Origin of the sequence: Aureimonas sp. N4 (genome assembly GCF_001463925.1) — a bacterium.
Lineage (GTDB): Bacteria > Pseudomonadota > Alphaproteobacteria > Rhizobiales > Rhizobiaceae > Aureimonas > Aureimonas ureilytica_A.
This window is the reverse complement of the sequence record NZ_BBWS01000037.1, coordinates 20953-45516: the sequence shown is the minus strand read 5'-3', so window position 1 is coordinate 45516 and position 24564 is coordinate 20953. Positions and strand designations below refer to the sequence as shown.

21 protein-coding genes are annotated in these 24564 nt (G+C 66.7%); 13 read left to right on the top strand and 8 right to left on the bottom strand.

What is annotated here, in order from left to right; translation table 11 throughout:
* Nucleotides 1-571 precede the first annotated feature (571 nt).
* The 4 genes from AUL28_RS11335 to AUL28_RS11320 form a co-directional block, all read right to left on the bottom strand.
* Nucleotides 572-2029, bottom strand: coding sequence for an aldehyde dehydrogenase family protein (locus AUL28_RS11335; protein ID WP_062232515.1), 1458 nt, complete (start codon nt 2027-2029; stop codon nt 572-574).
* A complete protein-coding gene (locus AUL28_RS11330; RefSeq protein WP_062232513.1) occupies nt 2026-3300 on the bottom strand; it encodes an NAD(P)/FAD-dependent oxidoreductase in 1275 nt (424 codons plus the stop codon). The genes AUL28_RS11335 and AUL28_RS11330 overlap by 4 nt, the downstream gene beginning before the upstream one ends.
* A 69-nt stretch (nt 3301-3369) precedes the next feature.
* A complete protein-coding gene (locus tag AUL28_RS11325) occupies nt 3370-4239 on the bottom strand; it encodes a GNAT family N-acetyltransferase (RefSeq protein WP_058598738.1) in 870 nt (289 codons plus the stop codon).
* 60 nt (nt 4240-4299) lie between these two features.
* Nucleotides 4300-5190 carry a GNAT family N-acetyltransferase gene (locus AUL28_RS11320; protein ID WP_062232511.1) on the bottom strand — a complete coding sequence of 297 codons (891 nt, stop codon included), beginning with the start codon at nt 5188-5190 and terminating at the stop codon, nt 4300-4302.
* A gap of 240 nt (nt 5191-5430) precedes the next feature.
* Between AUL28_RS11320 and argE the strand changes: the two genes are divergently transcribed.
* The 5 genes from argE (at nt 5431) to AUL28_RS11295 (ending at nt 10465) form a co-directional block, all read left to right on the top strand.
* The gene (gene argE / locus AUL28_RS11315) at nt 5431-6555 is read left to right on the top strand and encodes an acetylornithine deacetylase (RefSeq protein ID WP_156419970.1); all 1125 of its coding nucleotides are present in this window, start codon (nt 5431-5433) and stop codon (nt 6553-6555) included.
* The gene (locus tag AUL28_RS11310) at nt 6552-7487 is read left to right on the top strand and encodes a 2-hydroxyacid dehydrogenase (RefSeq protein ID WP_062232508.1); all 936 of its coding nucleotides are present in this window, start codon (nt 6552-6554) and stop codon (nt 7485-7487) included. Before argE ends, AUL28_RS11310 begins: the two co-directional genes overlap by 4 nt.
* Nucleotides 7488-7524: 37 nt before the next feature.
* Nucleotides 7525-7881, top strand: a complete 357-nt coding sequence (locus AUL28_RS11305) for a cupin domain-containing protein (protein ID WP_058598734.1) — start codon at nt 7525-7527, stop codon at nt 7879-7881.
* 70 nt (nt 7882-7951) lie between these two features.
* Entirely contained in the window at nt 7952-8998 is a 1047-nt protein-coding gene (locus AUL28_RS11300; protein ID WP_062219071.1) for a tartrate dehydrogenase, read from the top strand.
* A 12-nt stretch (nt 8999-9010) separates the two neighbouring features.
* On the top strand, nt 9011-10465 hold the full coding sequence (locus tag AUL28_RS11295) for an NAD-dependent succinate-semialdehyde dehydrogenase (protein WP_062232518.1): 1455 nt from the start codon (nt 9011-9013) through the stop codon (nt 10463-10465).
* A 178-nt stretch (nt 10466-10643) separates the two neighbouring features.
* Here the strand turns inward: AUL28_RS11295 and AUL28_RS11290 are convergent, their stop codons facing one another.
* Nucleotides 10644-11312, bottom strand: a complete 669-nt coding sequence (locus tag AUL28_RS11290) for a haloacid dehalogenase type II (protein ID WP_062219081.1) — start codon at nt 11310-11312, stop codon at nt 10644-10646.
* Nucleotides 11313-11682: 370 nt separating this feature from the next.
* Between AUL28_RS11290 and AUL28_RS11285 the strand changes: the two genes are divergently transcribed.
* The 5 genes from AUL28_RS11285 (at nt 11683) to AUL28_RS11265 (ending at nt 18589) form a co-directional block, all read left to right on the top strand.
* Complete coding sequence (locus AUL28_RS11285; protein WP_062232506.1) at nt 11683-13059, top strand: aspartate aminotransferase family protein; 1377 nt, start codon at nt 11683-11685, stop codon at nt 13057-13059.
* A gap of 368 nt (nt 13060-13427) precedes the next feature.
* Nucleotides 13428-15038 carry an ABC transporter substrate-binding protein gene (locus tag AUL28_RS11280; protein WP_058635781.1) on the top strand — a complete coding sequence of 537 codons (1611 nt, stop codon included), beginning with the start codon at nt 13428-13430 and terminating at the stop codon, nt 15036-15038.
* A 76-nt stretch (nt 15039-15114) separates the two neighbouring features.
* Nucleotides 15115-16071, top strand: coding sequence for an ABC transporter permease (locus AUL28_RS11275; protein WP_062232504.1), 957 nt, complete (start codon nt 15115-15117; stop codon nt 16069-16071).
* Complete coding sequence (locus tag AUL28_RS11270) at nt 16068-16931, top strand: ABC transporter permease (RefSeq protein ID WP_058598728.1); 864 nt, start codon at nt 16068-16070, stop codon at nt 16929-16931. Before AUL28_RS11275 ends, AUL28_RS11270 begins: the two co-directional genes overlap by 4 nt.
* Nucleotides 16928-18589: an ABC transporter ATP-binding protein gene (locus tag AUL28_RS11265; RefSeq protein ID WP_062232502.1), complete on the top strand. Its 1662-nt coding sequence runs from the start codon at nt 16928-16930 to the stop codon at nt 18587-18589. The genes AUL28_RS11270 and AUL28_RS11265 overlap by 4 nt, the downstream gene beginning before the upstream one ends.
* A gap of 25 nt (nt 18590-18614) precedes the next feature.
* Here the strand turns inward: AUL28_RS11265 and AUL28_RS11260 are convergent, their stop codons facing one another.
* Nucleotides 18615-19091 (bottom strand): Lrp/AsnC family transcriptional regulator, encoded by a 477-nt coding sequence (locus tag AUL28_RS11260; protein ID WP_058598726.1) that lies wholly within the window; start codon nt 19089-19091, stop codon nt 18615-18617.
* Nucleotides 19092-19292: 201 nt separating this feature from the next.
* Here AUL28_RS11260 and AUL28_RS11255 point away from each other — a divergent pair, with 201 nt between their 5' ends.
* Nucleotides 19293-20618: an NAD(P)/FAD-dependent oxidoreductase gene (locus AUL28_RS11255; RefSeq protein ID WP_062232500.1), complete on the top strand. Its 1326-nt coding sequence runs from the start codon at nt 19293-19295 to the stop codon at nt 20616-20618.
* Nucleotides 20619-20741: 123 nt separating this feature from the next.
* On the top strand, nt 20742-21149 hold the full coding sequence (locus AUL28_RS11250; protein WP_062232498.1) for a (R)-mandelonitrile lyase: 408 nt from the start codon (nt 20742-20744) through the stop codon (nt 21147-21149).
* Nucleotides 21150-21342: 193 nt separating this feature from the next.
* Here the strand turns inward: AUL28_RS11250 and AUL28_RS11245 are convergent, their stop codons facing one another.
* Together AUL28_RS11245 and AUL28_RS11240 are read right to left on the bottom strand one after the other, a co-directional pair.
* Nucleotides 21343-21699: a VOC family protein gene (locus AUL28_RS11245; protein ID WP_062232496.1), complete on the bottom strand. Its 357-nt coding sequence runs from the start codon at nt 21697-21699 to the stop codon at nt 21343-21345.
* Between the two features lie 28 nt (nt 21700-21727).
* Nucleotides 21728-22705, bottom strand: coding sequence for a GAF domain-containing protein (locus AUL28_RS11240; protein WP_244493495.1), 978 nt, complete (start codon nt 22703-22705; stop codon nt 21728-21730).
* A 287-nt stretch (nt 22706-22992) separates the two neighbouring features.
* Between AUL28_RS11240 and adh the strand changes: the two genes are divergently transcribed.
* Nucleotides 22993-24504, top strand: coding sequence for an aldehyde dehydrogenase (adh, locus tag AUL28_RS11235; protein ID WP_062232492.1), 1512 nt, complete (start codon nt 22993-22995; stop codon nt 24502-24504).
* The last annotated feature ends 60 nt before the right edge of the window (nt 24505-24564 follow it).

Below are 24564 nucleotides of genomic sequence, written 5' to 3'. Positions count from 1 at the left end.
ACCCGCCTCTTTGCGTTTGGGCTTCGACCTCACGCCCCGACCATACCTCGCGCGCCAACCCCATGGCGCCGAAACGAAAAACGCCCTTGCCGGGGGAGGACCGGCAAGGGCGTCAGGGGTAAGCCGAAAGGTGGGAGGAACCGTTCGGCTTGAACGCCGGGGCCGGGGGAGGACCGGCCAGGGCGAAACTGAAAGTCTTAGCGGGCCGTCCGGCGCTTGCTCGACGGAAGGTCGGAGCGCGAAAGGCCGATCTCCGACAACTCGCGAGCGATGAAGCCGTTCCGTTCGCGAGCCGTAAGGCGGAACTGGGGGCGATCTTCGAAGAGGCGAGCGAGTGTCACGGTCTGGTCCTTGTCTGCCCGGCCTCGTCTGGTTGGCGGCCGGCTCGACGTTGTTGTCTGTTGATCCCTATGTAATCCAGCGAAGCGATGACGAGGAGCGCAAAGCTGGAAAAGGAGGGATGCGTTGGCGCGATAGCGAAGGCTCGCAGATCAGCCATGCCGGCAGCGCATGGCGGGAGGACGAAGCTCCTTATGTGAGCCAGGGCGGACCGAAGCCCGCCCCGACTGTCTCAGGCATAATATCCGAGCACGGATTTCGTCTCGAGATATTCTTCCATGCCCTCGCGCCCATACTCGCGGCCATTACCGGAGCGCTTATAGCCGCCGAAGGGCGCGTTCGGGTCCCAGGCCGGCGCGTTCAGATGCACCTGACCGGCGCGGATCTGCCCCGCCACATCGCGAACCTGATCCATATCGGCGCCATGCACATGCGCGCCGAGCCCGTAGATCGTGTCGTTGGCGATCTCGATCGCCTCCTCCACGCTGTCATAGGGCAGGATGGCGAGAACCGGCCCGAAGATTTCCTCGCGCGCGATGGCCATGTCGCTGCGAACCTCGGAGAAGATCGTCGGGCGCGCGAACAAGCCGGCATCGATCCCGTCGGGCCGTCCCGCCCCGCCCGTGACGAGCTTGGCGCCCTCCGCGACGCCGGTCTCGATCATGGTCTGGATGCGCTCGTACTGCGCGCGGTTGGCGATCGGACCATGGGTCGTCGCCTCGCCCAGGGGATCGCCCACCACAAATTCCGCCGCCGTCCTGGCCGCCAGCGCTTCCACCTCGGCCAACCGCGCGCGTGGCACGATCATGCGCGTCGGCGCGCTGCAGGATTGCCCGAGATTGCGCATGGCGGAGGCGACGCCCAGCGGAACGCAACGCTCCAGATCGGCGTCGGGCAGCACGATATTGGGCGACTTGCCGCCGAGTTCCTGCGCCACGCGCTTGACGGTGGGCGCGGCGGCCTGCGCCACCAGAACGCCGGCACGGGTCGAGCCGGTGATCGACACCATGTCGACCTCCGGGTGCGAGGCCATGGCTTCGCCCACGACAGGCCCGCTGCCGTTGACGAGGTTGAACACGCCCGCCGGGCAGCCGGCGTCGTGCATGATCTCGGCAAACAGAAGCGCGCTCAAGGGCGACAGCTCGCTCGGCTTCAACACGACCGTGCAGCCGGCGGCGAGCGCCGGACCGACCTTGGCCGTGATCTGGTAGAGCGGCCAGTTCCAGGGCGTGATCAGCGCGCAGACGCCGATCGCCTCCTTCAGGATCGCGGTCGTGCCGCGCGGCGCGACGAAGGGAAAAGTCGCCAGATTGTCCCTGGCCACCCGGAGATGCTCTGCGGCGAGCGGCACCTGCGCCGCGCGGGCATAGTTGATCGCCGCGCCCATTTCGGTGCGAAGCGCCTGCGCGATCAGTTCGGCCCGTTCCAGAACGAGCGCATGAACGCGCGAGAGAAGCGCGGCGCGCTCGGCCGGACCCGTGCGGGACCACGGGCGAAAGGCGCGGCGCGCGGCGAGGGTCGCGCGCTCGACATCCGCCTCGTTGCCCATCGCGATCTCGGCCACCACCGCTTCGCTCGCCGGGTTCACGACGGCGAAGCGCTCGCGCCCCTCCGGCTCGCGCCACGCGCCGTCGACATAGAAGCGAAGGAGATGACCGGCCTCGCTGAGATGGCGAACGGGGTCGATCATTGGAAGCGGTCCTTCATGCGATAATAAGCGCCGACGATCGGCAGGAACCAGGGCTTGCCGAAATGACCGGGAATGGCCGGCCAGTCGAAGTCCTTCCAGGGATTCAGATGAGCCTGCCCGTCCATGACATCGGCCATGATCGTGCCCATCAGCGTCGACATCTGCGTGCCGTGGCCGCTATAGCCCATGGAATAATAGATGCCGTCGCGCTCGCCCGCGCGGGGCAGCCGGTCGCGCGTCATGTCCACCATGCCGCCCCAGCAATAGTCGATGCGCGTGTTGCTGAGTTCGGGGAAGACGTCGTTCAGCGCCGCGCGCAGGATCGCGCCGCTCTTCTCGTCCGAGGCCGGATTCGACACGGCAAAGCGCGCGCGCCCGCCGAAGAGCAGCCGGTTGTCGGGGGTCGGGCGGAAATAGTTGACGAGGTTCTTGGTATCGACAGCATTGCGCCGACGCGGCGTCAGCTTGTGCAGGAGGTCCTGCGGCAGCGGCTCGGTCGCGATCAGGAACGCGCCCACCGGCACCACGCGCCGGCGCACCCAGCCGATGGGGCCAACCTGCGAGATGCCGCTGGCGAGGAGCACCTGTTTGGCCGTGAACTTTCCCTTGGGCGTTTCAACAGCGTGGCCGCCGCTCACGCGCTTCAGACCCATCATCGGCGTGCGCTCATAGATGGCGACGCCGCGCCGCGCGGCGGCTTCCGCCAGGCCCCTGATATAGCGGCCCATATGCATGGCCGCGCTCTTGCTGTAGACGAGGCCGCCGTAATAGCGCTCGGTTCCGACCTCGGAGGCGAGGTCGGCGGGGCTCACCATGTGGGTTTCGGGATCGACATGGGCGGCCAGCAGGGCCTGCGCGCGGGCCAGCTTGTCGTAATGCTCGGGCTTGGCGGCGAGCTTCAGCTTGCCGACGCGAGCGAACTGGCAGTCGATGCCCTCTTCGCTCACGAGGCGCTCGACCGTATCGACGCCCGCGTCGAAGGCCTTGTAGAGTTGATCGGCCTTTTCACGGCCGAGCTTCTCCGACATGGTGGCGTAGTCCTGCGCAAAGCCGTTGTTGCACATGCCGCCATTGCGACCCGACGCGCCATGGCCGATCGTCTCGGCTTCGAGCAGGATGACCCGCGCGCCCTTCTTGGCGAGCGTCAGCGCCGCCGTCAGGCCGGTGAAGCCGCCGCCGATCACGGCGACATCGTAGCTGCCCTCGATCGGACCCTGGGCGCCGCCGGTGAAGGGCGGGGCCGTGTCCAGCCAATAGGATGTGAGCTTCATCTCGGCTCCGTGTTCTCGCAAAAGCGCGGGGTTCGCGCAAAAAGGCAGGCGGCGAAGGCGCTCCGGCTCTCAGTTGATGGATTGGTTGGACAGGGCGAAAAGCCGCGCCGGACCGCTGGGCGAAAGCTCGCCGCGCACCATGACGAGCGCGTCGCTCACCTGCGGCAGGCCGATCTCGGCCAGCCACGGGGCCAAACCCGATTTCACCGACGTGTCCATGCGCACGAAGGCCCCTTCGAGGCGCGACAGGGCCGCCGTGGTCAGGAGGCGCGCGTCATCCACATCGGCGGCAATCACCGGGCCGATCACATGGCCGCGCCCGAACAGGCGCGAGACCGCGTATCCGGCGGGCTCTCCGCCGCGCAAGAGCACGAACACCTCGCCGACTTCGGCCAGCCGGCGCAGCAGCGGCCCGCGCTGGAAGCCTGTGGCCTCCTCGTCGAGCCGCACCAGCGCGTCCATATCCTCGGCCCGCATGGGCCGCACGAGGTCTTCGGACGGGGCGTCGTGGCGGCCGGGAAGCCGACCCTGATGCTGGCGGATCTCGTCCACCGGCACGAAGCCGCGGCGCTCGTAGAGCGCGCGCCCTTCGGGCGTGGCGTTGAGAAGAATGGTGCGCGAGCCCGCCGCTTCGAGAAGCGTGTTCATCAGGCGCGAACCGTAGCCCCGGCCCTGCGCGGCGTTGGAGACGATGATCATCCCGGCCGTCGCTCCGGTCTCGCCGAACGGAAACAGGATGGCGGTGCCGACGACCTCATCGCCCCGTTCCAGAACGAAGCCCTGGCCGACCGTCAGCGCAAAGGCCCAGTCCTCGTAGCGAAAGGGCCAGACCAGATCCTGCGACAGTTTCAGCGCGCCGGGCAGATGCGCTTCGGTGAACGGCACGAGCGCGACATCGTCCGGCTTGTCGCTGGCGGTCTGGTGAAGGGCATGGCTCATGATGGGATGGCTTCTCGATCGAAGGAAATCTTGGGGGCGCGGGCGTTGGGCAAGCCGCGCTCAGCTCAAGGCGTGGCCGGCGAGCCCGTAGGTGCCGGGCGAGCCTGATGTGACGGGCGGCAGCGCGCCGCCATGCGTCAGGGTTCGCACCGTATCGAACTGGACCAGGCCCGCCTTTGAGAGAAACTCCCGCAGCGGACCGGCTGGCTGGCGTGTGTCGAGCCGCACGAAGGCGCCGCCCATCCCTTTCAGGAGTTCGGCGACGAGGGCGCGCGCGTCTTCATCGCTCGTTGCCACCAGCGGGCCGATGACATGCCCGCGCCCGAAGGGTCGGCGCATGGCAAAGCCGACAAGTTGCCCGTCGCGGCGAATGCCGCAGGCCTCGGCGGTTTGCGCGAAGAGGGTCAGAAGCTCGGGGCGCGGCGCGCCAAAGGCGGCGGCGTCCAGCGCCGCGATCTCGTAGATGTCGCCGAGCGGCAGCGGCTCGACACCGCGCGTCAGAGACGGATCGACCTCGAAGCCCTCGGGTACGAAGCCCTGGCACTGGTAGACGGTGCCCTGCGGCTCGAAGCCGAGCGAAACATAAAGCGGATAGGCGGCGCGGGTGGAGTTGAGCAAGAGCCGGCGCGTGCCGCATTCGGCCAGAATGCGCTCCATGATCCAGCGCCCACCGCCATGCGTCTGAAGGCGCGGCGAGGTGATCACCATGCCGATGGTCGCGCAGCTTTCGCCATGGGGGAACCACATGGCCGAGCTGAACACGCGGCCGATCTCGTCCAGCGCCACGATGCCATGACCGAGCGCGCGCAGGACATCCCAGTCGGCCGGACGGTGCGGCCATCGCACGCCCACCGACAGCTCGTGCAGGCGCCCGACATCGACCGTGGCAATGTCCTGACCGGCCAGTTCGTAGGCGTCGAGCCGGATGGTCCGGGGCGTCGTCTGGGGCATCGTCACAGCTCTCGATCCTCCGATCGGACTTCGCTGGCGAAGACGGCAGCGCGCAGCGCCACGAGCGGGACGGCGGTCCCGTCCCTATAAGTCCAGCGTTCGATCCAAAGTGCTCCCGCCGGGACCGAAGTTTGCACTGCATCCCCGCGCCTTTTCAGAACTTTCGGCTGAACCTTCCCGATTTACGGCAGGAACGCCGGGTCGGTTTCTTTACCTTGAGCTGACATCCAGCGGAGACAGATCATGGTCGAGGACATTCTGGCGAAACTCGTCGCCTTCCCTTCCGTGGTCGGCACGCCCAACGCCCCGATCGTCGGCTGGATCGCCGATTATTGCCGCTCGCACGGGGCGCGGGTCGAGATCCTGCCCGGTCCCGAGGGCGACCGCGCCAATCTCTTCGCCACGATCGGCCCAAGCGATACCAGGGGCTACGTGCTTTCCGGTCACACGGACGTGGTGCCGGCGAGCGAAGCGGGCTGGAGCGCCGATCCGTTTACGTTGCGGCCCGAGGGCGAGCGTCTCTACGGGCGTGGCACGACGGATATGAAGGGCTATCTTGCCTGCGCCCTCGCCGCCCTCCCGGGCCTCGCCCGGCGCGATCTCAAGCATCCCGTGCATCTCGCCTTTTCCTATGACGAGGAAGCGGGTTGCCGCGGCGTGCCGCACATGATCGCGGAACTGCCCAAGCTCTGCGCGACGCCGCTCGGCGTGCTTGTGGGCGAGCCGAGCGGCCTTCAAGCGGTTCTGGCGCACAAGGGCAAGGCGGCGGCGCGCATGGATGTCTTCGGGCGCTCGGGCCATTCCTCCCGCCCCGATCAGGGCCGCAACGCCATCCACGCCATGGCGGAGGTTCTGTCCAGCGCCATCGCCCATGCGCGTGCTCTGGAAGCCGGCCCCTTTGACACGCGCTTCGAGCCCGCCTATTCCTCGCTGCAGATCGGCACGATCTCCGGCGGGCGCGCGCTCAACGTCATTCCCGATCATTGCGTGGCCGAAATCGAGCTGCGCGCCATCGCCGGCCAATCGCCTCGCGCGCTGCTGGAGCCGGTGCGCGCGGCGCTGGAGGCGCTAAAGACGCAAGGCTTCGAAACGCGCTGGGACGAGCTCTCGGCCTATCCCGCGCTGGCGCTTGAGCCCGAAAGCGACCTCGCCGCTCTGATGACGGAAATCACCAAGCTGACGCCGCAGCCCGCCGTCAGCTATGGCACGGAAGCCGGCCTGTTTCAGGATGCGGGGATGGACGCCATTATCTGCGGCCCCGGCGACATCGCCCGCGCCCATCGCCCGGACGAGTTCATCACACGCGGCGAATTAGCGGCCTGCCTGGCCATGATCGACGCGCTGGGCGACAGGCTGGCGGCATGAGCGCGCCCCCCGTGTTTCTGTGCAATTCCACGGCCGAGCGCGCCACGGTCTTTCGCGAGGCCTTCGCGCAGGCGCTGCCCGAGATCGGCTTCGAGCAGGACGCGGCCGCCGCCAGCGCCGACGACGTGCGCTATCTCCTGACCTGGACCATCCCGCAAGGGTTGGAGCGCTTTCACAACCTCGAAATCGTCTTCTCGGTCGGCGCGGGCGTGGACCAGTTCGATACGAGCCGACTGCCGGATCATGTGCAGGTCGTGCGCATGGTCGAGGACGGCATCATCCGCATGATGCAGGAATATGTGACGCTGGCCGTCCTGACCCTGCACCGCGACTGGCCGAGCTATCGCGCCCAGCAGGCGCGCTCGCTCTGGCGCGCCCTGCCGACCCGGCGGGCGGGCGAGCGGCGCATCGGCTTTCTCGGCCTTGGAATGCTCGCGCAGGCGGCGATGGAGCGCCTCCAGCCCTTCGGCTTTCGCCTCGCCGGCTGGAGCCGGTCGCCGCGCGCGATCGAGGGCGTGGAATGCTTCCATGGCGCGGATCAGTTGCCGGAGTTTCTGGCGCGCACGGACATTCTCGTCTGCCTTCTGCCGCTGACGGACGAGACGCGCGGCATCCTCGATGCCGCGCTGTTCGCGCAGCTTCCCGAAGGCGCGGCGCTGATCCATGTCGGGCGCGGGCCGCAGCTCGATGCCGACGCGCTTCTGGAGGCGCTCGACAGCGAGCATCTCTCGGCCGCCATTCTGGACGTGACAGAGCCCGAGCCGCTGCCGCCCAGCCATCCGCTCTGGCGCCATCCCAAAGTGATCCTCACGCCCCATGTCGCCAGCGTGACGCAGGCCGAAACGGCGGCAGAAGCCGTGATCGCCAATATTCGCCGCCACCGTGCGGGCGAGCCGATGGTCGGCCTCGTCGACCGCGCGCGCGGCTACTGAGCCCACCCTTTCCCATTTCGCACCTCAGGAGACCACCATGTCGCTTCTCGTCACGATCGATCCCAACCCGACCTTCACGCCCAAGCCCGCGCTGCCGCTACCCGAGCGCCTGATCTCCGGCGCGCCCGAGTTCAAGACCTGGGCGCAGGACGATTCCAACGGCGAGAAGGTGAAGACCGGCGTCTGGGAAGCCACCCCGGGCGAGACCCATTCGATCAAGGGCACGACCTTCGAGTTCTGCCACATCCTGTCCGGCCATGTGGAGATCGAGGAGACGGGCGGCGAGACCAAGACCTACAAGGCGGGCGACAGCTTCGTCATGAAGCCCGGCTTCGTCGGCGTCTGGCGCACGATCGAGACCGTGCGCAAGATCTACGTCTGCGTTTACGAGTAATTCGACCAGGGGCGAGGCTTCGACCCTCGCCCCGTCTCCCCTGCCGATCGCACTCCCCAGGACCCTCGCCATGAAGACTCATTCTATCGCGCTCGTTCCGGGCGACGGCATCGGCCCCGCCGTGATCGACGCGGCCTGGGCGGTGCTCGAACGCGCCGCTTCGAAGCATGGCTTCGCGCTGACCTCGACCCGTTTTCCCTGGTCCTGCGCCTTTTATCGCGAGACCGGCGCGATGATGCCCACTGATGGCATCGAGACGCTGCGCGGCTTCGACGCGGTGTTTCTGGGCGCGGTCGGCTGGCCGGCGGAGGTTCCCGATTCCGTGTCGTTGCACGGGCTGCTTCTGCCGATCCGCAAGGCCTTCACGCAATACGCCAATATCCGCCCGCATCGCCTTCTGCCGGGCGTCGAAGGCCCGCTGCGCGCGGAAGGCTTCGACATTCTCTGCATTCGCGAGAACACCGAAGGCGAATATTCGGGCGCGGGCGGGCGCGTCCATGTCGGCACGCCCGACGAGGTGGCGGTGGAGACGGCGGTCTTCACTCGGCGCGGCGTCGAGCGCATCCTGCGCTTCGGCTTCGAACAGGCGCGCCAACGTCGCGGCAAGCTCGCCTCCGTCACCAAGAGCAACGCTCAGAAGCACACGATGGTCTTCTGGGACGAGATGACCCAACTCATCGCGGCCGACTATCCCGATGTCGAGGTGACGCCCTATCATATCGACGCCATGGCGGCGCGCATGGTCATGGCCCCCGAAACGCTCGACGTTATCGTCGCCTCCAACCTCTTCGGCGACATCCTCACCGATCTGGGTGCGGCCATCCAGGGCGGCCTCGGATTCGCGGCCTCCGCCAATATCAACCCGGACCGCACCGCGCCCTCCATGTTCGAGCCCGTGCATGGCTCCGCGCCCGACATCGCCCACTTGAGTATTGCCAATCCGATCGCCACGATCTGGTCGGGGGCGATGATGCTGGAGCATCTGGGCGAGCAGGCCGCCGCCGCAGACGTGATGCGCGCCGTGGAAGCGGCCACCGCGCAAGGCGTCGGCACCCGCCCCGGCCGCGACCGGACGGAGACGATCACGCAGGCCGTTCTGGCGGCTCTCGCCGCGTAAGGAGACATGGACATGGCATTGAACGACACCACACTCTTGCGCTTCCAGGGCCTCATCGATGGGGCTTGGCAGGATGCGAGAAGCGGCGCGACGGTGGAGGTCATGGACCCCGCCAAGAACGAGGCCATCGGCACCGTGCCCGACATGGGCGAGGCCGAGACGCGCGCCGCCATCGAAGCCGCCGAGCGCGCCTTCGGCCCGTGGAAGCGCAAGCCCCATGCCGAGCGCGCCGCGCTTCTGGAAAAGTGGTTCGCGCTCATGGTCGAGCACGAAGAGGATCTGGCGCAGATCCTCACCATGGAGCAGGGCAAGCCGCTCGGCGAGGCGCGCGGCGAAATCCGCTATGGCGCGAGCTTCGTCAAATGGTTCGCCGAGGAAGCGCGCCGCATCGGCGGCGCGACGATCCCCTCGCCGACGCCCGATCGACGCATCCTCGTTCTCAAGGAAGCGGTCGGCGTCTGCGGCATCATCACGCCCTGGAACTTCCCGAACGCGATGATTACGCGCAAGGTCGCGCCCGCGCTCGCCGCCGGCTGCACCGTCGTGATCAAGCCCTCCGAGTTCACGCCCTATTCGGCGCTGGCGCTCGGCGTTCTGGCTGAGCGGGCCGGCATTCCGGCCGGCGTCGTCAATATCGTGACCGGAATGCCGACCGGCATCGGCGGCGAGCTTCTGGCCAACGAGACCGTGCGCAAGATTTCCTTCACGGGCTCGACCCGCGTCGGCGCGCACCTGATGCGCGGCGCGGCGGACTCGATCAAGCGCCTCAGCCTGGAGCTGGGCGGCAACGCGCCTTTCATCGTCTTCGACGACGCGGATCTGGATCTCGCCATCGAGGGCGTCCTGATCTCGAAATTCCGCAATGGCGGCCAGACCTGCGTCTGCGCCAACCGCATCCTCGTCCAATCCGGCGTCTACGACGCCTTTGCCGAAAAGCTCAGCGAACGTGTGCGCGCCATGAAGGTCGGGCCGGGCACCGAGGACGGCGTGACCATCGGCCCGATGATCAACGCGGCGGCCATCGAGAAGATCGAACGCCACGTGGCCGACGCCAAGGCCAAGGGCGGCAAGATCCTGGCCGAAAGCACCGACATCGCCGACGGCGCGCAATATGCTCGCCCCGTCCTGATCGGCGAGGCCAATACCGACATGCTGCTGGCGTCGGAAGAAACCTTCGGCCCGGTCGCCCCGCTCTTCCGCTTCGAGCGCGAGGAGGACGCCATCGCCATTGCCAACGGCACGCCCTTCGGCTTGGCGGCCTATTTCTACACCGAGAGCCTGTCGCGCGCATGGCGCGTCGGCGAGGCGCTGGAGTTCGGCATGGTCGGCCTCAACACCGGCCTGATCTCCACGGAAGTCGCTCCCTTCGGCGGCGTCAAGCAGTCTGGTCTCGGCCGCGAGGGCTCGCATCTCGGCATCGAGGAATATCTGGAGGTAAAGACCTTCCACATGGGCGGTCTCCGGTAGGCCTACCCGCGCAAGCATTGTCCGAACAACGGCCGCCCCGCAACAGCAGCGGGGCGGCCGTTTGCGTTTCAGGCGCCCGCAACCCTCAACGAAAAAAGGCGGCCCGAGAGCCGCCTGTCCTTGACCATTCCAAAGTTTGGCCGGAAGCGCCCGAAGGCGCCCCGATCAACCGTCGACCTTAAAGACCGACCACGCCCGCAAGGCCGGAAATGTCCTTGATCTCGGTATAACCATAATAGGGGTTCGCTGGCTCGTGGCCGCGATTGACCCAGACCTTGTTCTTGATGCCAAGATCGTGCGCGGTCATCAGGTCGTAGCGGAACGAGGACGAGACATGGAGAATGTCGTCCGGCGTCGCGTTCAGCTGGTCGAGCATGTATTCGAAGCCTTTCATGCGGGGCTTGTAGGACTGGGCCTGCTCCGCCGTGAAGACGGCGTGGAAGGGCGCGCCGAGCTTCTCGACATTGGACGGGATCTGCGCGTCCATGGCGTTCGACAGGATGACGAGCGGGATTTCCTTGGCGACCTTGGCGAGGCCCTCGGGCACGTCGGCATGGGGACCCCAGGTCGGCACGCGCTCGTAGATGTCGCGCGCGACCGCCGGGTCGAAGGCGATGCCGTTGCGCTTGCAGGTCCGCTCCACGGCGTTGTGCACCACTTCGGCATACGGCTTCCAGTCGCCCAGAACTTCGTCGAGGCGATAGGCCGAGAAGTTCGAGACGAACTGCGCCATCTGCGCTTCGCTGAGCTGCGCGCTGTAATGATCGCGCGCGGCATCGGCCATCTGGAAGTTGATGAGAGTGCCGTAGCAATCGAAGGTGATGAATTTCGGCCGGAACTGGCTCATGAGGGGCGATCCTTCTCAACCCGTGTCGACACGGCGTGCCGATCGAGCCCCATCATAGAAAGGCCGAATCCCGCTGACGGACCGCAATGGCCCCGGCGATAGCAGATTGTTGTGAAATGCAAGGCGCGCACGGCACGACTTGCTCGGCTCCCGCCCGCCTGGCTCGCGCCGGGGAGCATAAGATGCGGAACTCGGCCCATCAAAAGCGCAAATGATCGGTCAGGATAGCTGGACGATACGCCTTGCCGGTCGGCGGGCGCTATGCTGGCCTCCAGAGAGTGAGAGCGCGCCCCGTCCGGGATCGCCCCTTCGCCTTCGCATCCGCGCGCTTGGGTTTCGACCGGCGCGCCCTGTTGGAACTGGAGACCCCATGCTGAGCAATTCGCTGGTCGAACTGGACCGCGCCCATCTGGTGCACCCCGTCGCCTCCTATCGCGGCCATGAGAAGGCGGGCGTGCGCGTCCTGCGCTCGGGCCAGGGCGCGCGCGTTACCGACGCGAGCGGCCACGAGATGGTGGACGGCTTCGCCGGTCTCTGGTGCGTGAACGCAGGCTACGGGCAGAACAGCATCGTGGAGGCGGCCACGCGCCAGATGCAGGAACTGCCCTATGCCACCGGCTATTTCAGCCTGGGCTCCGAGCCCGCGATCCGGCTGGCGGCGGAACTGGCCGAGCGCGCGCCGGGCGATCTTAACCACGTCTATTTCACGCTGGGCGGCTCGGACGCGGTGGACAGCACGATCCGCTTCATCCGCTATTACTACCATTGCCTGGGCAAGCCGGAGAAGGACCAGTTCATCTCGGTCGCCAACGGCTATCACGGCTCCTCGACGGTCGGCGCGGGCCTGACCGCGCTGCCGCTCTTCCATGCCGGCTTCGGCCTGCCCTTCGACTGGCAGCACAAGATTCCCTCGCACTACAGCTACCGCAACCCGGTCGGCACCGATCCTCAGGCGATCATCGACGCCTCGGTCGGCGCGCTGCGCGCCAAGGTGGCGGAACTCGGCGCCGAGCGTGTCGCGGCCTTCTATGTCGAGCCGATCCAGGGCTCGGGCGGCGTGCTGGTTCCGCCCGACGGCTGGGTCAAGGCGATGCGCGAGACCTGCCGCGAACTCGACATTCTCTTCATCGCCGACGAGGTCATCACCGGCTTCGGGCGCACCGGGCCGCTCTTTGCCTGCACCACCGAGGACGTGGTGCCCGATCTCATGACCACGGCCAAGGGCCTGACCTCGGGCTATGTGCCGATGGGCGCGGTGTTCCTGTCGGACAAGGTCTACAACACGATTGCCGATGGCGCGGGCGCGGCGGCGATCGGCCATGGCTATACCTATTCGGCCCATCCCGTCAGCGCGGCGGTCGGCCTCGAATGCCTCCGCCTCTATGAGAACGGCCTTCTCGACAACGGCGCGCGCGCCGGCCAGCGCCTGATGGCGGGGCTCCATGCCCTGGCCGACCATCCGCTGGTGGGCGAGGTGCGCGGGCGCGGCATGTTGGCCGCGATCGAACTCGTCACCGACAAAGCGAACAAGACGCCGCTTCCCGCCAGCGCCGAGCCGGCACGCCGCATCTTCGACCGCGCCTGGGACAATGGCCTCGTGATCCGCGCCTTCGCCAACGGGATTCTCGGCTACGCCCCGCCGCTCTGCTGCACGGACGACGACATCGACCGCATCGTGGACTGCACCCGCACGACACTGGACCAGACGCTCGAAGACCCGGATGTGCGCGCGGCGATGAAGGGCTGATCAAGTCTTCGGCACGATGCGGCGCTGCACAAATTTTGTCAGAGCCGGCAATTCGCAATATTGTGCCGTCCGCTTCGCTGGATTCAGCGCAATCCACGATGCGGGCGGGGCAGACTGAAGGCAGAGGGAAACCTTAACCAGCGCCGCCCCTCGCGGGACACGGCGCTTCCGATCTCAAGCGGTCCGGTCGGACCACTCGCGATCGGATCTGGCGGAAGGGGCCAAACAGCTGCCGAAGCACGTCCCACCGGACGTCTCGGCACGAGGGCACCCGGCACCGCCGGTTTCGAACCCGAAGGATCAGGGCGAGTGGCCCGGTCCTTCGAACCCACCCGCCGACAGGGCGTCGTCAATTAAGGGGAATTGCAATGCGCGATAAGATGGCCAACTGGACGTCTCGTGACGACGCCATGGTGGAGGACGCCATTCGGCGGGGCGCCAATCGGCGCGAACTCCTCAAGATGATGCTGATGGGCGGCGTGGCGCTCACCGCCGGCACCGCGATCCTCGGCCGGGCCGGCGCGGCCTTCGCCGCGACACCCGTCAAGGGCGGCCATCTCAAGGTCGCCGGGTTCTCGGCCTCCACGGCCGATACGCTGGACCCCGCCAAGGCCTCCAACGCGACCGACTATTCGCGGATCTGCGCTCTCTACAATCGCCTGACCTTCATCGACGGCTCCGGCCAGACGGTGATGGAACTCGCCGACAGCATCGAAAGCACGGACGCCAAGGTCTGGACCGTCAAGCTGCGCAAGGGCGTGACCTTCCACGAAGGTCAGAGCCTGACCGCCAAGGACGTCGCCTACTCGCTGATGCGCCATCTCGACCCGGCGGTGGGCTCCAAGGTCAACGCCCTCGCCAAGCAGTTCGAAGGCGTCAAGGCGGTGGACGATCTGACCGCCGAGATCACGCTGGTGGCTCCCAACGCCGACCTGCCGACCATCCTGGCGCTGCATCACTTCATGATCGTGGCCGACGGCACGAGCGACTTCTCGAAGGGCAACGGCACCGGCCCGTTCCTTCTCAAGGAGTTCCAGCCGGGCGTGCGCTCCATCATGACGCGCAACGACAATTACTGGAAGGGCACCGGACCTTACGTCGATACGTTCGAGTTCTTCGCGATCTCGGACGAGTCGGCCCGTCTCAACGCGGTTCTGTCGGGCGACATCCATGTCGGCGCCAACCTGAACCCGCGCTCGATGCGCATCATCGAGGGCAATTCGGCGGTCGCCCCGTTCGTCAGCAAGCTCGGCACCTATACGAACCTGAACATCCGCCTCGACATGGCACCCGGCGACAAGGCGGGCGTGGTCGAAGGCTTCAAATATCTCGTCAACCGCGAGACCATCCAGAAGTCGGTCCTGCGCGGCCTCGCCGAGATCGCCAATGACCAGCCGGTCCCGTCGTGGAACCCCTATTTCAACGCCGAGCTGAAGCAGCGCGAGTTCGATCCCGAGCGCGCCAAGTCGCTCTTCCAGAAGGCCGGCGTTCTGGGTCAGGACATTCACATGGTGGCCTCGGAAGCGGCCAGCAGCTCGCTCGACTACGCAGCCGTCATCCAGCAGGCGGCCGGGAAGATCGGTCTCAACATCGTCATCGACCGCGTTCCCTCGGATGGTTTCTGGTCGAACAACTGGCTGAAGGATGCCGTCGGCTTCGGCAATATCAACGCCCGTCCGACGCCCGACATCATGTTCTCGCTCCTGTACCAGTCGGACGCCGCCTGGAACGAAAGCCGCTTCAAATCGCCCAAGTTCGACGCGATGCTGCTGGAAGCGCGCGGCATGCTGGACCAGGCCAAGCGCAAGGAAATCTACGGCCAGATGCAGGCCATGGTCTCCAACGAGGCCGGTACGGTGATCCCGGCCTTCCAGTCCAATCTCGACGGCGTTTCGCCCAAGCTGAAGGGCCTCGTGGCGAACCCGCTCGGCGGCATGATGGGCTACACCCTGGCCGAACACGTCTGGATCGAAGCCTGAGACTGATCTCTGCCCTCGGGAGCGGCGACGCTCCCGAGGGCCTTCCGTCGTTTCCGCCTCCGCGCATGGGCCGCTCATGAATTCTCTCATCCTCCGTATGATCGCGGGACGCGTGGTGGTCGCCCTGGTGACGCTGCTGATCGTCGCCGTCGTCATCTTCTTCGCGACCGCTCTTCTGCCGGGGGATGTGGCCCAGATTCTCTTGGGACAGGCGGCAACGCCCGAGGCCGTCGCGGGCCTGCGCACCGCCATGCATCTCGACCAGCCCGCCGCCGTGCGCTTTCTTCTATGGCTGCGCAATCTCGCGACCGGCGATCTCGGCACCTCCTATGTGAACAATCTGCCGGTATCGCAGCTGATCGGCGGACGTCTCGTCAATTCGCTGAAGCTCGCCGGCATCACGGCCGCCGTCTCGGTTCCGTTCGCTCTGATGATCGGGATCACGGCGGCGATCCTGCGCGGCACGATCGTCGACCGCATCATCTCCTTCTTCACCATCGCGGTGATCTCGGTGCCCGAATTCATGGTTGCGACGCTCGCGGTCATCATCTTCGCGGTCTATCTCGGCTGGCTGCCGGCGCTCTCCATGACCGGCGACATCACCACGATCTCAGGTCTTCTGAAGGCCTTCGCCATGCCCGTGATCACGCTGAGCTTCGTCATCTCGGCGCAAATGATCCGCATGACGCGCGCCGCCGTGATCGAGACCCTCAGCGCGCCCTATGTCGAGATGGCGCTCCTGAAGGGCGCATCGCCCAGCCGCATCGTCCTGCGCCACGCCCTGCCCAACGCGCTGGGCCCGATCGTCAATGCCGTCGCCCTGTCGCTGTCCTATCTGCTCGGCGGCGTCATCATCGTCGAGACGATCTTCAACTATCCCGGCATCGCCAAGCTGATGCTGGACGCCGTTTCGACACGCGACCTGCCGCTGATCCAGAGCTGTGCGATGATCTTCTGTCTCGCCTATCTGCTTCTGATCACCATCGCGGACCTCGTCGCCATCATCTCCAACCCGAGGCTGCGCAAAGCATGACGGCTCCCCTCTCCAGCCCGCAGACGGTGCGGCGCTCGCGCCTCGGCTACCGGATGAACCTCGTCGGCGTGATCTCCTTTCTGGTGATCCTCGCCTGGGCGCTGGTCGCGATCTTCGCGCCCCTTCTCGCGCCCCATCCCGTGGGCGAGATCGTGGATTTCGACTATTTCGGTCCGGTCTCCTCGCAATTCCCGCTCGGCACCGACTATCTCGGCCGCGACGTTCTTTCGCGCATCATCTTCGGCGCGCGCTATACGGTCGGCATTTCGCTGGCGGCCGTCTTCATCGCCTGCTTCTGCGGCATCACGCTCGGCATGACGGCGGCGGTGATCGGCGGGTTCTTCGACAGCGCGCTCAGCCGCCTTCTGGATGCGCTGACCTCGATCCCCAGCAAGATCCTGGCGCTGGTTCTGGTGGCCGCCGTCGGCTCCTCCATCCCGATCCTGATCCTGACGCTCGCCTTCATCTACATTCCCGGCTGCTATCGCTTCGCACGCGCGCTCGCCGTCAATGTCAACGCGATGGACTATGTGGTCGTGGCGCGGGCGCGCGGCGAGCGGCTCGGCTATCTCATCCGCGCCGAGATCCTGCCGGGCATCATCGGGCCGGTGCTCGCCGATTTCGGCCTGCGCTTCGTCTTCATCGTGCTGCTTCTCTCCAGCCTGTCCTTTCTCGGGCTCGGCGTGCAGCCGCCGGACGCCGACTGGGGCGCGCTGGTGAAGGAAAATATCGGTGGCCTGTCCTTCGCCGCGCCTGCCGTGCTCTTTCCTTCCATCGCGATCGCCAGCCTCACGATCAGCGTGAACCTCCTGATCGACAACCTGCCCCAGAAAATCCGCGACCGGAGCGAACAGGCATGAGCCGTCTTGTCGAAGTCCGCGACCTGAAGATCGAGGCACGCACCGATTCCGGGCGCCGGGTGGAGATCATCCGGGGTGTTTCCTTCGACATCGACGAGGGCGAGATCGTCGCGCTGATCGGCGAAAGCGGCTCGGGCAAGACAACGATCGCGCTCGACCTCATGGGCCATACCCGTCCCGGCTGCCGCGTCACCTCGGGAACGGTTCATCTGGACGGCGTGGAGATGGGCGCGCTCTCCGAGCGCCGGCGCGCCGAGATGCGCGGCTCGCTCGTCTCCTACGTGCCGCAGAGCGCGGCGGCCGCCTTCAACCCCTCGCACAAGATCATGGATCAGGTGGTCGAGGTCACGCGCATCCACGGCTCGATGCCCGAGGCCGAGGCGCGTCGCAAAGCGATCGATCTCTTCCGCGCGCTGGCCCTGCCAAACCCCGAGACGATCGGCGAGCGCTATCCGCATCAGGTCTCGGGCGGCCAGTTGCAGCGCCTCTCGGCGGCCATGGCCCTGATCGGCGACCCCAAGCTCGTGATCTTCGACGAGCCGACCACCGCGCTCGACGTGACGACGCAGGTCGAGGTTCTCCGAGCCTTCAAGTCGGTCATGCGCAAGGGCCGCATCGCGGGCGTCTATGTTTCGCATGATCTCGCCGTCGTCGCGCAGATCGCGGACCGCATCGTCGTGCTGCGCCATGGCGAGATTCAGGAGCAGGGCGAGACCTCGGATATTCTGGAGCGCCCGCAGCATCCCTACACGCAAGAACTTCTGGCGGCTTTCCGGCCGAGCGCCGCGCCGCGCCCGCCGGCCCCCGCAGAGACCGGCGACGCGCCGCTTCTGGTGGCCCGCAACATCACCGCCGGCTATGGCAAGCTCGACGCAAACGGCATTCCGTCCTTGCGGGTCTTGAGCGATGTCAGCATCGAGCTGAAGCGCGGGCGCAATCTCGGCATCGTCGGCGAATCCGGCTGCGGAAAATCGACGCTGGCTCGCGTCATCTCGGGCATTCTGCCGGCCGCCAAGGGCGAGGTGCTCTTCGAGGGCCGCCGTCTCGCGCCCGATCTGCGCCAGCGCACGCGCGAGGAGCTGCGCCAGCTCCAGATCGTGTTCCAGTTCGCCGACACCTCGCTCAACCCCGCCAAATCCATCGGCGAAATCCTGGCCCGTCCCCTGATCTTCTATCATGGGATGAACGGGCGGGCGCGCGAGGCGCGGATCGACCAGTTGCTGGATATGGTGCATCTGCCGCGCGCCCTGCGCCATCGCCGACCCGGCGAATTGTCGGGCGGCCAGAAGCAGCGCATCAATCTGGCCCGCGCGCTGGCGGCCGATGCCAAGGTCATCCTGTGCGACGAGATCACGTCGGCTCTCGACACGGTGGTCGCGGCCGCGATCATCGACCTTCTGAAGGAACTCCAGCGCGAGCTGTCGCTGTCCTATCTCTTCATCAGCCACGATCTGGAAACCGTTCGCGCGATCTGCGACGAGGTGGTGGTGATGTACAAGGGCGAGAATATCGAGCAGCTTCGCCCCGAGATCGACGGCGGCCACCCGACCCATCCCTACACCAAGCTCCTCTTCTCCTCCGTCCCGCAGTTGCGCACCGGCTGGCTGGACGGGCTGGCGCAGGACCCCGAGCTTCTGAAGAGCTTCGCGCAGAGATAAGGAGGATGGGGCGCGCCGCGCCCCGTCACACGCGGAACATCGAATCCAGCGGCAGGTAGGTGCGCACGATCGGCGACTTCAGCACCACGAAGCTGAAATATTTCTCGATGCCGATATCGAGGTCGAGCAGGCGCTCCATCGTGCTTTGATATTCGCCGATATCGGGCGTCACGAACTTGATCAGATAGTCGTAGCCGCCTGAAATCAGATGACATTCCATCACCGCCTCGACCTTCTCGATGGCGGCGAGGAAGCGGGCGAAGTCGATCTGCCGGTGGTTCTTGAGCGTGATCTCGGTGAAGACGGTCAGCGTCTGGCCCAGCTTCGACACGTCGATCTGCGCGGAATAATTGGTGATATAGCCTTCGCTCTGGAGCTTCTTGACCCGCATCAGGCAGGGGCTCGGCGAAAGATTCACGAGTTCGGCCAGTTCGACATTCGTGATGCGTCCGTTTTTCTGGAGCTCCGAAAGGATCTTCAGGTCGATACGGTCGAGCTTCATGGCGGCCTTGTCTGGTCTTTCGGTCTGGCGCGGACTATCGCCGCTTTCGCCCCCGCTCGCAATCGAATGCGCGCTCGGCCCCTCGGCACAATCGCCTCCCCCGCGCTCACCCAACGGCAGGAACTGCCGCAGGACCGGCGCCAAGCAGCGCCGCGGTCGACCCGGCCTTGGTTATGCTGCGGCGCGCGCCAAGGAGAAACCATGTCCCAACCCCTGTTGCGAATCGAGAGCAGTCCCGATCTTCCCGCCGAGGCCGATGTCGTGGTGATCGGCGGCGGCGTCGCCGGCGTGTTCTCGGCCTATTACCTCTCGCGGCGCGGCCTGAAGGTCGCGCTGGTCGAGAAGGGTCTGGTCGGCGCGGAACAGTCCAGCCGGAATTGGGGCTGGTGCCGCCAGCAAAACCGCGACGCGCGCGAGCTTCCGATCTCCACCAGGAGCCTCGACCTTTGGGACAAGCTGGCCGAGGAAACCGGCGAGGAAACCGGCTTTCGCCGCTGCGGCCTCTTCTATCTCTCGCAGAACGAGGCGGAACTGGCCGGCTGGGCCAAGTGGGGCGAGTTCGCCCGCACGGTCGGCGTCACCACCTATATGCTGAATGCCGCTCAGGCCGCCGAGCGCGGTCAGGCCACTGGGCGCGGCTGGAAAGGCGGCGTCTTCTCCCCCAGCGACGGCACGGCCGACCCCTCGTGCGCCGTGCCGGTGATCGCGCGCGCGATCATGCGAAACGGTGGCACGGTCCATCAGAATTGCGCGGCGCGTGGGCTGGAACTCTCGGGCGGGCGCGTCAGCGCGGTCGTCACGGAAAAAGGCACGATCCGCACCAAGGTCGCGGTGATGGCGGGCGGAGCCTGGGCTTCGTCCTTCTGCCGCCAGCTCGGCCTGCGCTTTCCGCAAGCGGCGGTGCGCTCGTCCATTCTGGCGGTGTCGCCCGGCGCCAACGACCTGCCCGACACGCTGCACACGGCGGGCGTTTCCGTCACCCGGCGCGGCAATGGCGGCTATACGCTGGCGATCAGCGGCCGCGCCCGCGTCGATCCGACGCCCCAGCAGTTCCGCTTCGCGCGCGAGTTCGTGCCCATGTTCGCGCGGCGCTGGCGCAGCCTCGCGCCCGGCGGGATGGAAGGCTGGCGCAGCGGCCACGAGACGCTGGCCCGCTGGAAGCTGGACGAGGTGACGCCGATGGAGCGCGTGCGCATTCTCGATCCCAAGCCGGATCGGGGCCAGATCAACGAGACCCACAAGCGCGCGCTGGAGCTTCTGCCGGGGCTGCGGCAGACGACGATCACCCATAGCTGGGCCGGCTATATCGATTCCACGCCGGACGGCGTGCCGGCGATCGGCGAGATCGAAGCCGTTCCGGGCTTCATCCTGGCGGCCGGTTTCAGCGGCCATGGCTTCGGCATCGGTCCCGGCGCGGGCCATCTCGTCGCCGATCTCATCACCGGGCAGACGCCCATCGTCGATCCGCGCCCTTACAACCCGAAGCGCCTCAACGACGCGGCCTGGGGCAAGGTCGCCGAGTTCTGACGGGACCTCGCGCCAGAGCTTTTAGCGCGGCCCCGGCTCTTGGCCTGCCGGGGCGATCCGTGGGAAGATCGGGGTTGAAACGAGCGCACCGCTTGAGGAAGCGCGCCGCTTGGGGAGACGCCTATGAACATCACGCGCAATGGTTCGACACCTTCGGGTCGCGGGCCGTCGGACTGGTTCACCGGGTCGGTGCGCGTCGATCCGCTCTTCTCGCCCAATGAGGCGAGGCGTGCCGCAGCGGCCAGCGTGACCTTCGAGCCCGGCGCGCGCACGGCCTGGCACACCCACCCGCTCGGCCAGACGCTGATCGTCACCGCCGGGCTCGGCCTTGCGCAGCGCGAGGGCGGCCCGGTGGAAGAAATCCGGCCGGGCGACGTGGTCTGGTTCGAGCCAGGCGAAAAGCACTGGCACGGCGCATCGCCCACCACGGGCATGACCCATATCGCCATTCAGGAGCAGAAGGACGGCAAGGTCGTGGACTGGCTGGAGCCGGTGTCCGACGCGGATTATGGAGGTTCGACGGCGGGCTGAGACAGCCGCCGGCTTCCTCGCTCGGAGCACAGTCGGTGAGTACGGGGCGGGCGACAGTCAGTCGCCCTCGACGCGGAAAATTCTTGCCCGCTCCAGAAGCAGCCGTCGCTTCGCCGCCCATGCGAAACCGACCGATAGCCTTGCTGCCGATACCGTCCGCTCGGCGTTCGCATGAGACCGGCGTGCCGGCCCTTCAACCCGGCTGGTGCTGGAGAATGTTCACCAAACGCGCGAAGGGGTCGCGTACGAAGAAGCGCCGGACGCCCCAGGGCTCCGTCGCGGGGCCGTATTCGATGGCGCTGCCCGCGTGCAGTAGTCGTTCGTAGACGGCATCGAGATCGTCCACCTCGATCGAGAGATCGGGGACTGGCGTGCCGGACCCGCCCTCGTGCGCGAAGCTGATCTGCGGCGCGGCGGCTCCCGCCCCGACGAAGGTCACGATCCAGCCGTGATCCATGCCGACCTCCAGCCCCAGAAGCTCGCCGTAGAAGCGTCGGGCCTCACCCAAGCGATCGGTCGCGATATTGGGGACGATGCGGAGCACAGCCATGGCTTCTTCCTCGATTATCCCCGCCCGATCAGACCAGCCCTTGTTTGCGGTAGCGGTGGATCGTGCTGCGGTGAAGGCCGAGCTGGCGGGCGGCCTTGCTGACATTGCCGCCATGGGCGGAGAGCGCTGCACGGATCGCCGCCACCTCGCGCTCCTCGCGCGTCATGGCCGGGCGCGGCTCCACCGGGCGCGCCACGAGGTCGAGATCGCTCCCACGCGCAGCGGCATGATCCGTATCCCACTGGCCGGCCGCATAGGCCCCGGAGGACAGGCGCAGGAGAAGTCCGTCTCGGCTGGGCTCCTCGACCGAGAGGATCGTCTCGAACGAGGCGTCGTCCAGCGCGTCCCACGAGAGGCCGGCGAGCGACAGGCCGCGCCGGTTGCCGGCCACGAGGCCTTCTTCGCGAAACACCAGGATGCCCTCCCGGCTGGTTCCGAGCATGGCCGGGTCGCTGTGGAAGCGTAAGAGTCGGCAGTCCTGAAAATGCCGGCGGAACAGGCGATGCTCGATCTGATCCACCGCCAACCGGATCAGGCCGAGCGCGTGGCCATGGCCGTGGGTGGAGGGGCCGGTGAGGTCGAGCGCGCCGATCAGCGCGCCACGCGGATCGATGATGGGTGTCGCCGCGCAGCTGAGAACGCGGTGATCGGGAAAGAAATGCTCCGAGCCGTTGACCGCGATGGCGCGTCGCTCGGCCAGCGCCGTGCCGATCGCGTTGGTGCCCGTGCTCGCTTCCTTCCAGGAGACGCCGGGGCGCAGCGCCACCTCGGCCGCGCGCGAGGCAAAACCCGCATCGCCGATCGCATCGAGGATCATGCCGTCGCCATCGGCCAGAACCACGACGCTCATCGTGTCGCGCGCCTCGCCCGCCAGCATTTCCAGCTCCGGGCGACACAAGCGGCGCAGCGCGTCGTGCCGCTGGTGCAGGAGGCGTAGCTCGCCGTCCGTCAGCGGCTGAAGCGCGGGCGGGCGCTGTTCGGCCAGCCCTAGGTCGCTGCATCGCAACCAAGATCGCAAGACGGGCTGTCGCACCGCAGCACTCGGCAACTGTCCTTCATGGAAGAACGCCTGTCGCGCCGAGATCATGTCATTGGTTTCCATGACGGTTCGACCTCCCCCAACTGTCGCAATCTGCGACACCGGCTTGTTCTACTGTCGCGCGCCGCATCGAATGCTACACGGACACATCAGAAAGTTCATCACATCCCGGCGCCCCGGTCCATCCACTACTTGCGACTCCCCGATGCGAGGAGGAACCTCGCCTGGCTCATCGCGAGGAATGAGGAGGTTCCATGACGATCCAGCTACCCATCACCACCCGCTCGGCTCCGTTCAAGAGCCGCTACGGCAACTTCATCGGCGGCCGTTTCGTGGACGCCGCCGATGGGCGCACCTTCGAGAACCGCTCGCCCGTCGACGGGCGTTTGCTCTGCGAAGTCGCGCGCAGCGGAGCGGAAGACATCGAGCGCGCGCTCGATGCCGCCCATGCCGCCGCGGACGCCTGGGGCCGCACCAGCCCGGCCGACCGCTCGCTGCTGCTTCTGCGGATCGCCGACCGGATGGAGGAGAATCTCGAGCTTCTGGCGACCGTCGAGACCTGGGACAATGGCAAGCCGATCCGCGAAACGCGCGCCGCCGACGTGCCGCTCGCGATCGACCATTTCCGCTATTTCGCCGGCTGCCTACGCTCGCAGGAAGGCGCGCTGTCGGAGATCGACAACGACACGGTCGCCTATCACTATCACGAGCCGCTCGGCGTCGTCGGCCAGATCATTCCGTGGAACTTCCCGCTCCTGATGGCCGTGTGGAAGCTCGCGCCCGCGCTTGCCGCCGGCAATTGCGTGGTGCTGAAACCCGCCGAGCAGACGCCGGCCTCGATCCTGGTGCTGATGGAGCTGATCGCCGATCTCCTGCCGGCGGGCGTCGTCAATGTGGTGAACGGCTATGGCCTGGAAGCAGGCAAGCCGCTGGCGCAGTCCAAGCGTATCGCCAAGATCGCCTTCACCGGCGAGACGTCCACCGGCCGTCTCATCATGCAATATGCCTCCGAGAACCTGATCCCGGTGACGCTGGAGCTGGGCGGCAAGAGCCCCAACATCTTCTTCGGGGATGTCGCGGCCGAGGATGACGACTATTTCGACAAGGCGCTGGAAGGCTTCGCCATGTTCGCGCTGAACCAAGGCGAGGTCTGCACCTGTCCGAGCCGCGCGCTGGTGCATGAATCCATCTACGATCGCTTCATGGAGCGCGCGGTGAAGCGCGTGGAATCCATGATCCAGGGCGATCCGCTGGACGGCGCGACGATGGTGGGCGCGCAGGCCTCCCAAGAGCAGATGGAGAAGATCCTCTCCTATTTCGACATCGGCCGCGAGGAAGGCGCCAAGGTGCTGACCGGCGGCGAGCGCGCCCGCCCGGATGGGCTCGACGGCTATTACGTGAAGCCGACTGTGCTTCAGGGCAACAACCGGATGCGCATCTTCCAGGAGGAAATCTTCGGGCCGGTGGTCTCCGTCACGACGTTCAAGGACGATGCCGAAGCGCTCGCCATCGCCAATGACACGCTCTATGGCCTGGGTGCCGGCGTCTGGACGCGGGACGGCACGCGGGCCTACCGCATGGGCCGCGCCATCAAGGCGGGCCGCGTCTGGACCAATTGCTACCACGCCTATCCCGCCCACGCGGCCTTCGGCGGCTACAAGCAATCCGGCATCGGGCGCGAGACCCACAAGATGATGCTCGACCACTATCAGCAGACCAAGAACATGCTGGTCAGCTATTCCCCCAAGAAGCTCGGCTTCTTCTGAATCCAGGCTCGAGCCGTCCGGGCCTACGCCCGGACGGCTCCGCCGGACCCGTCGTCGATT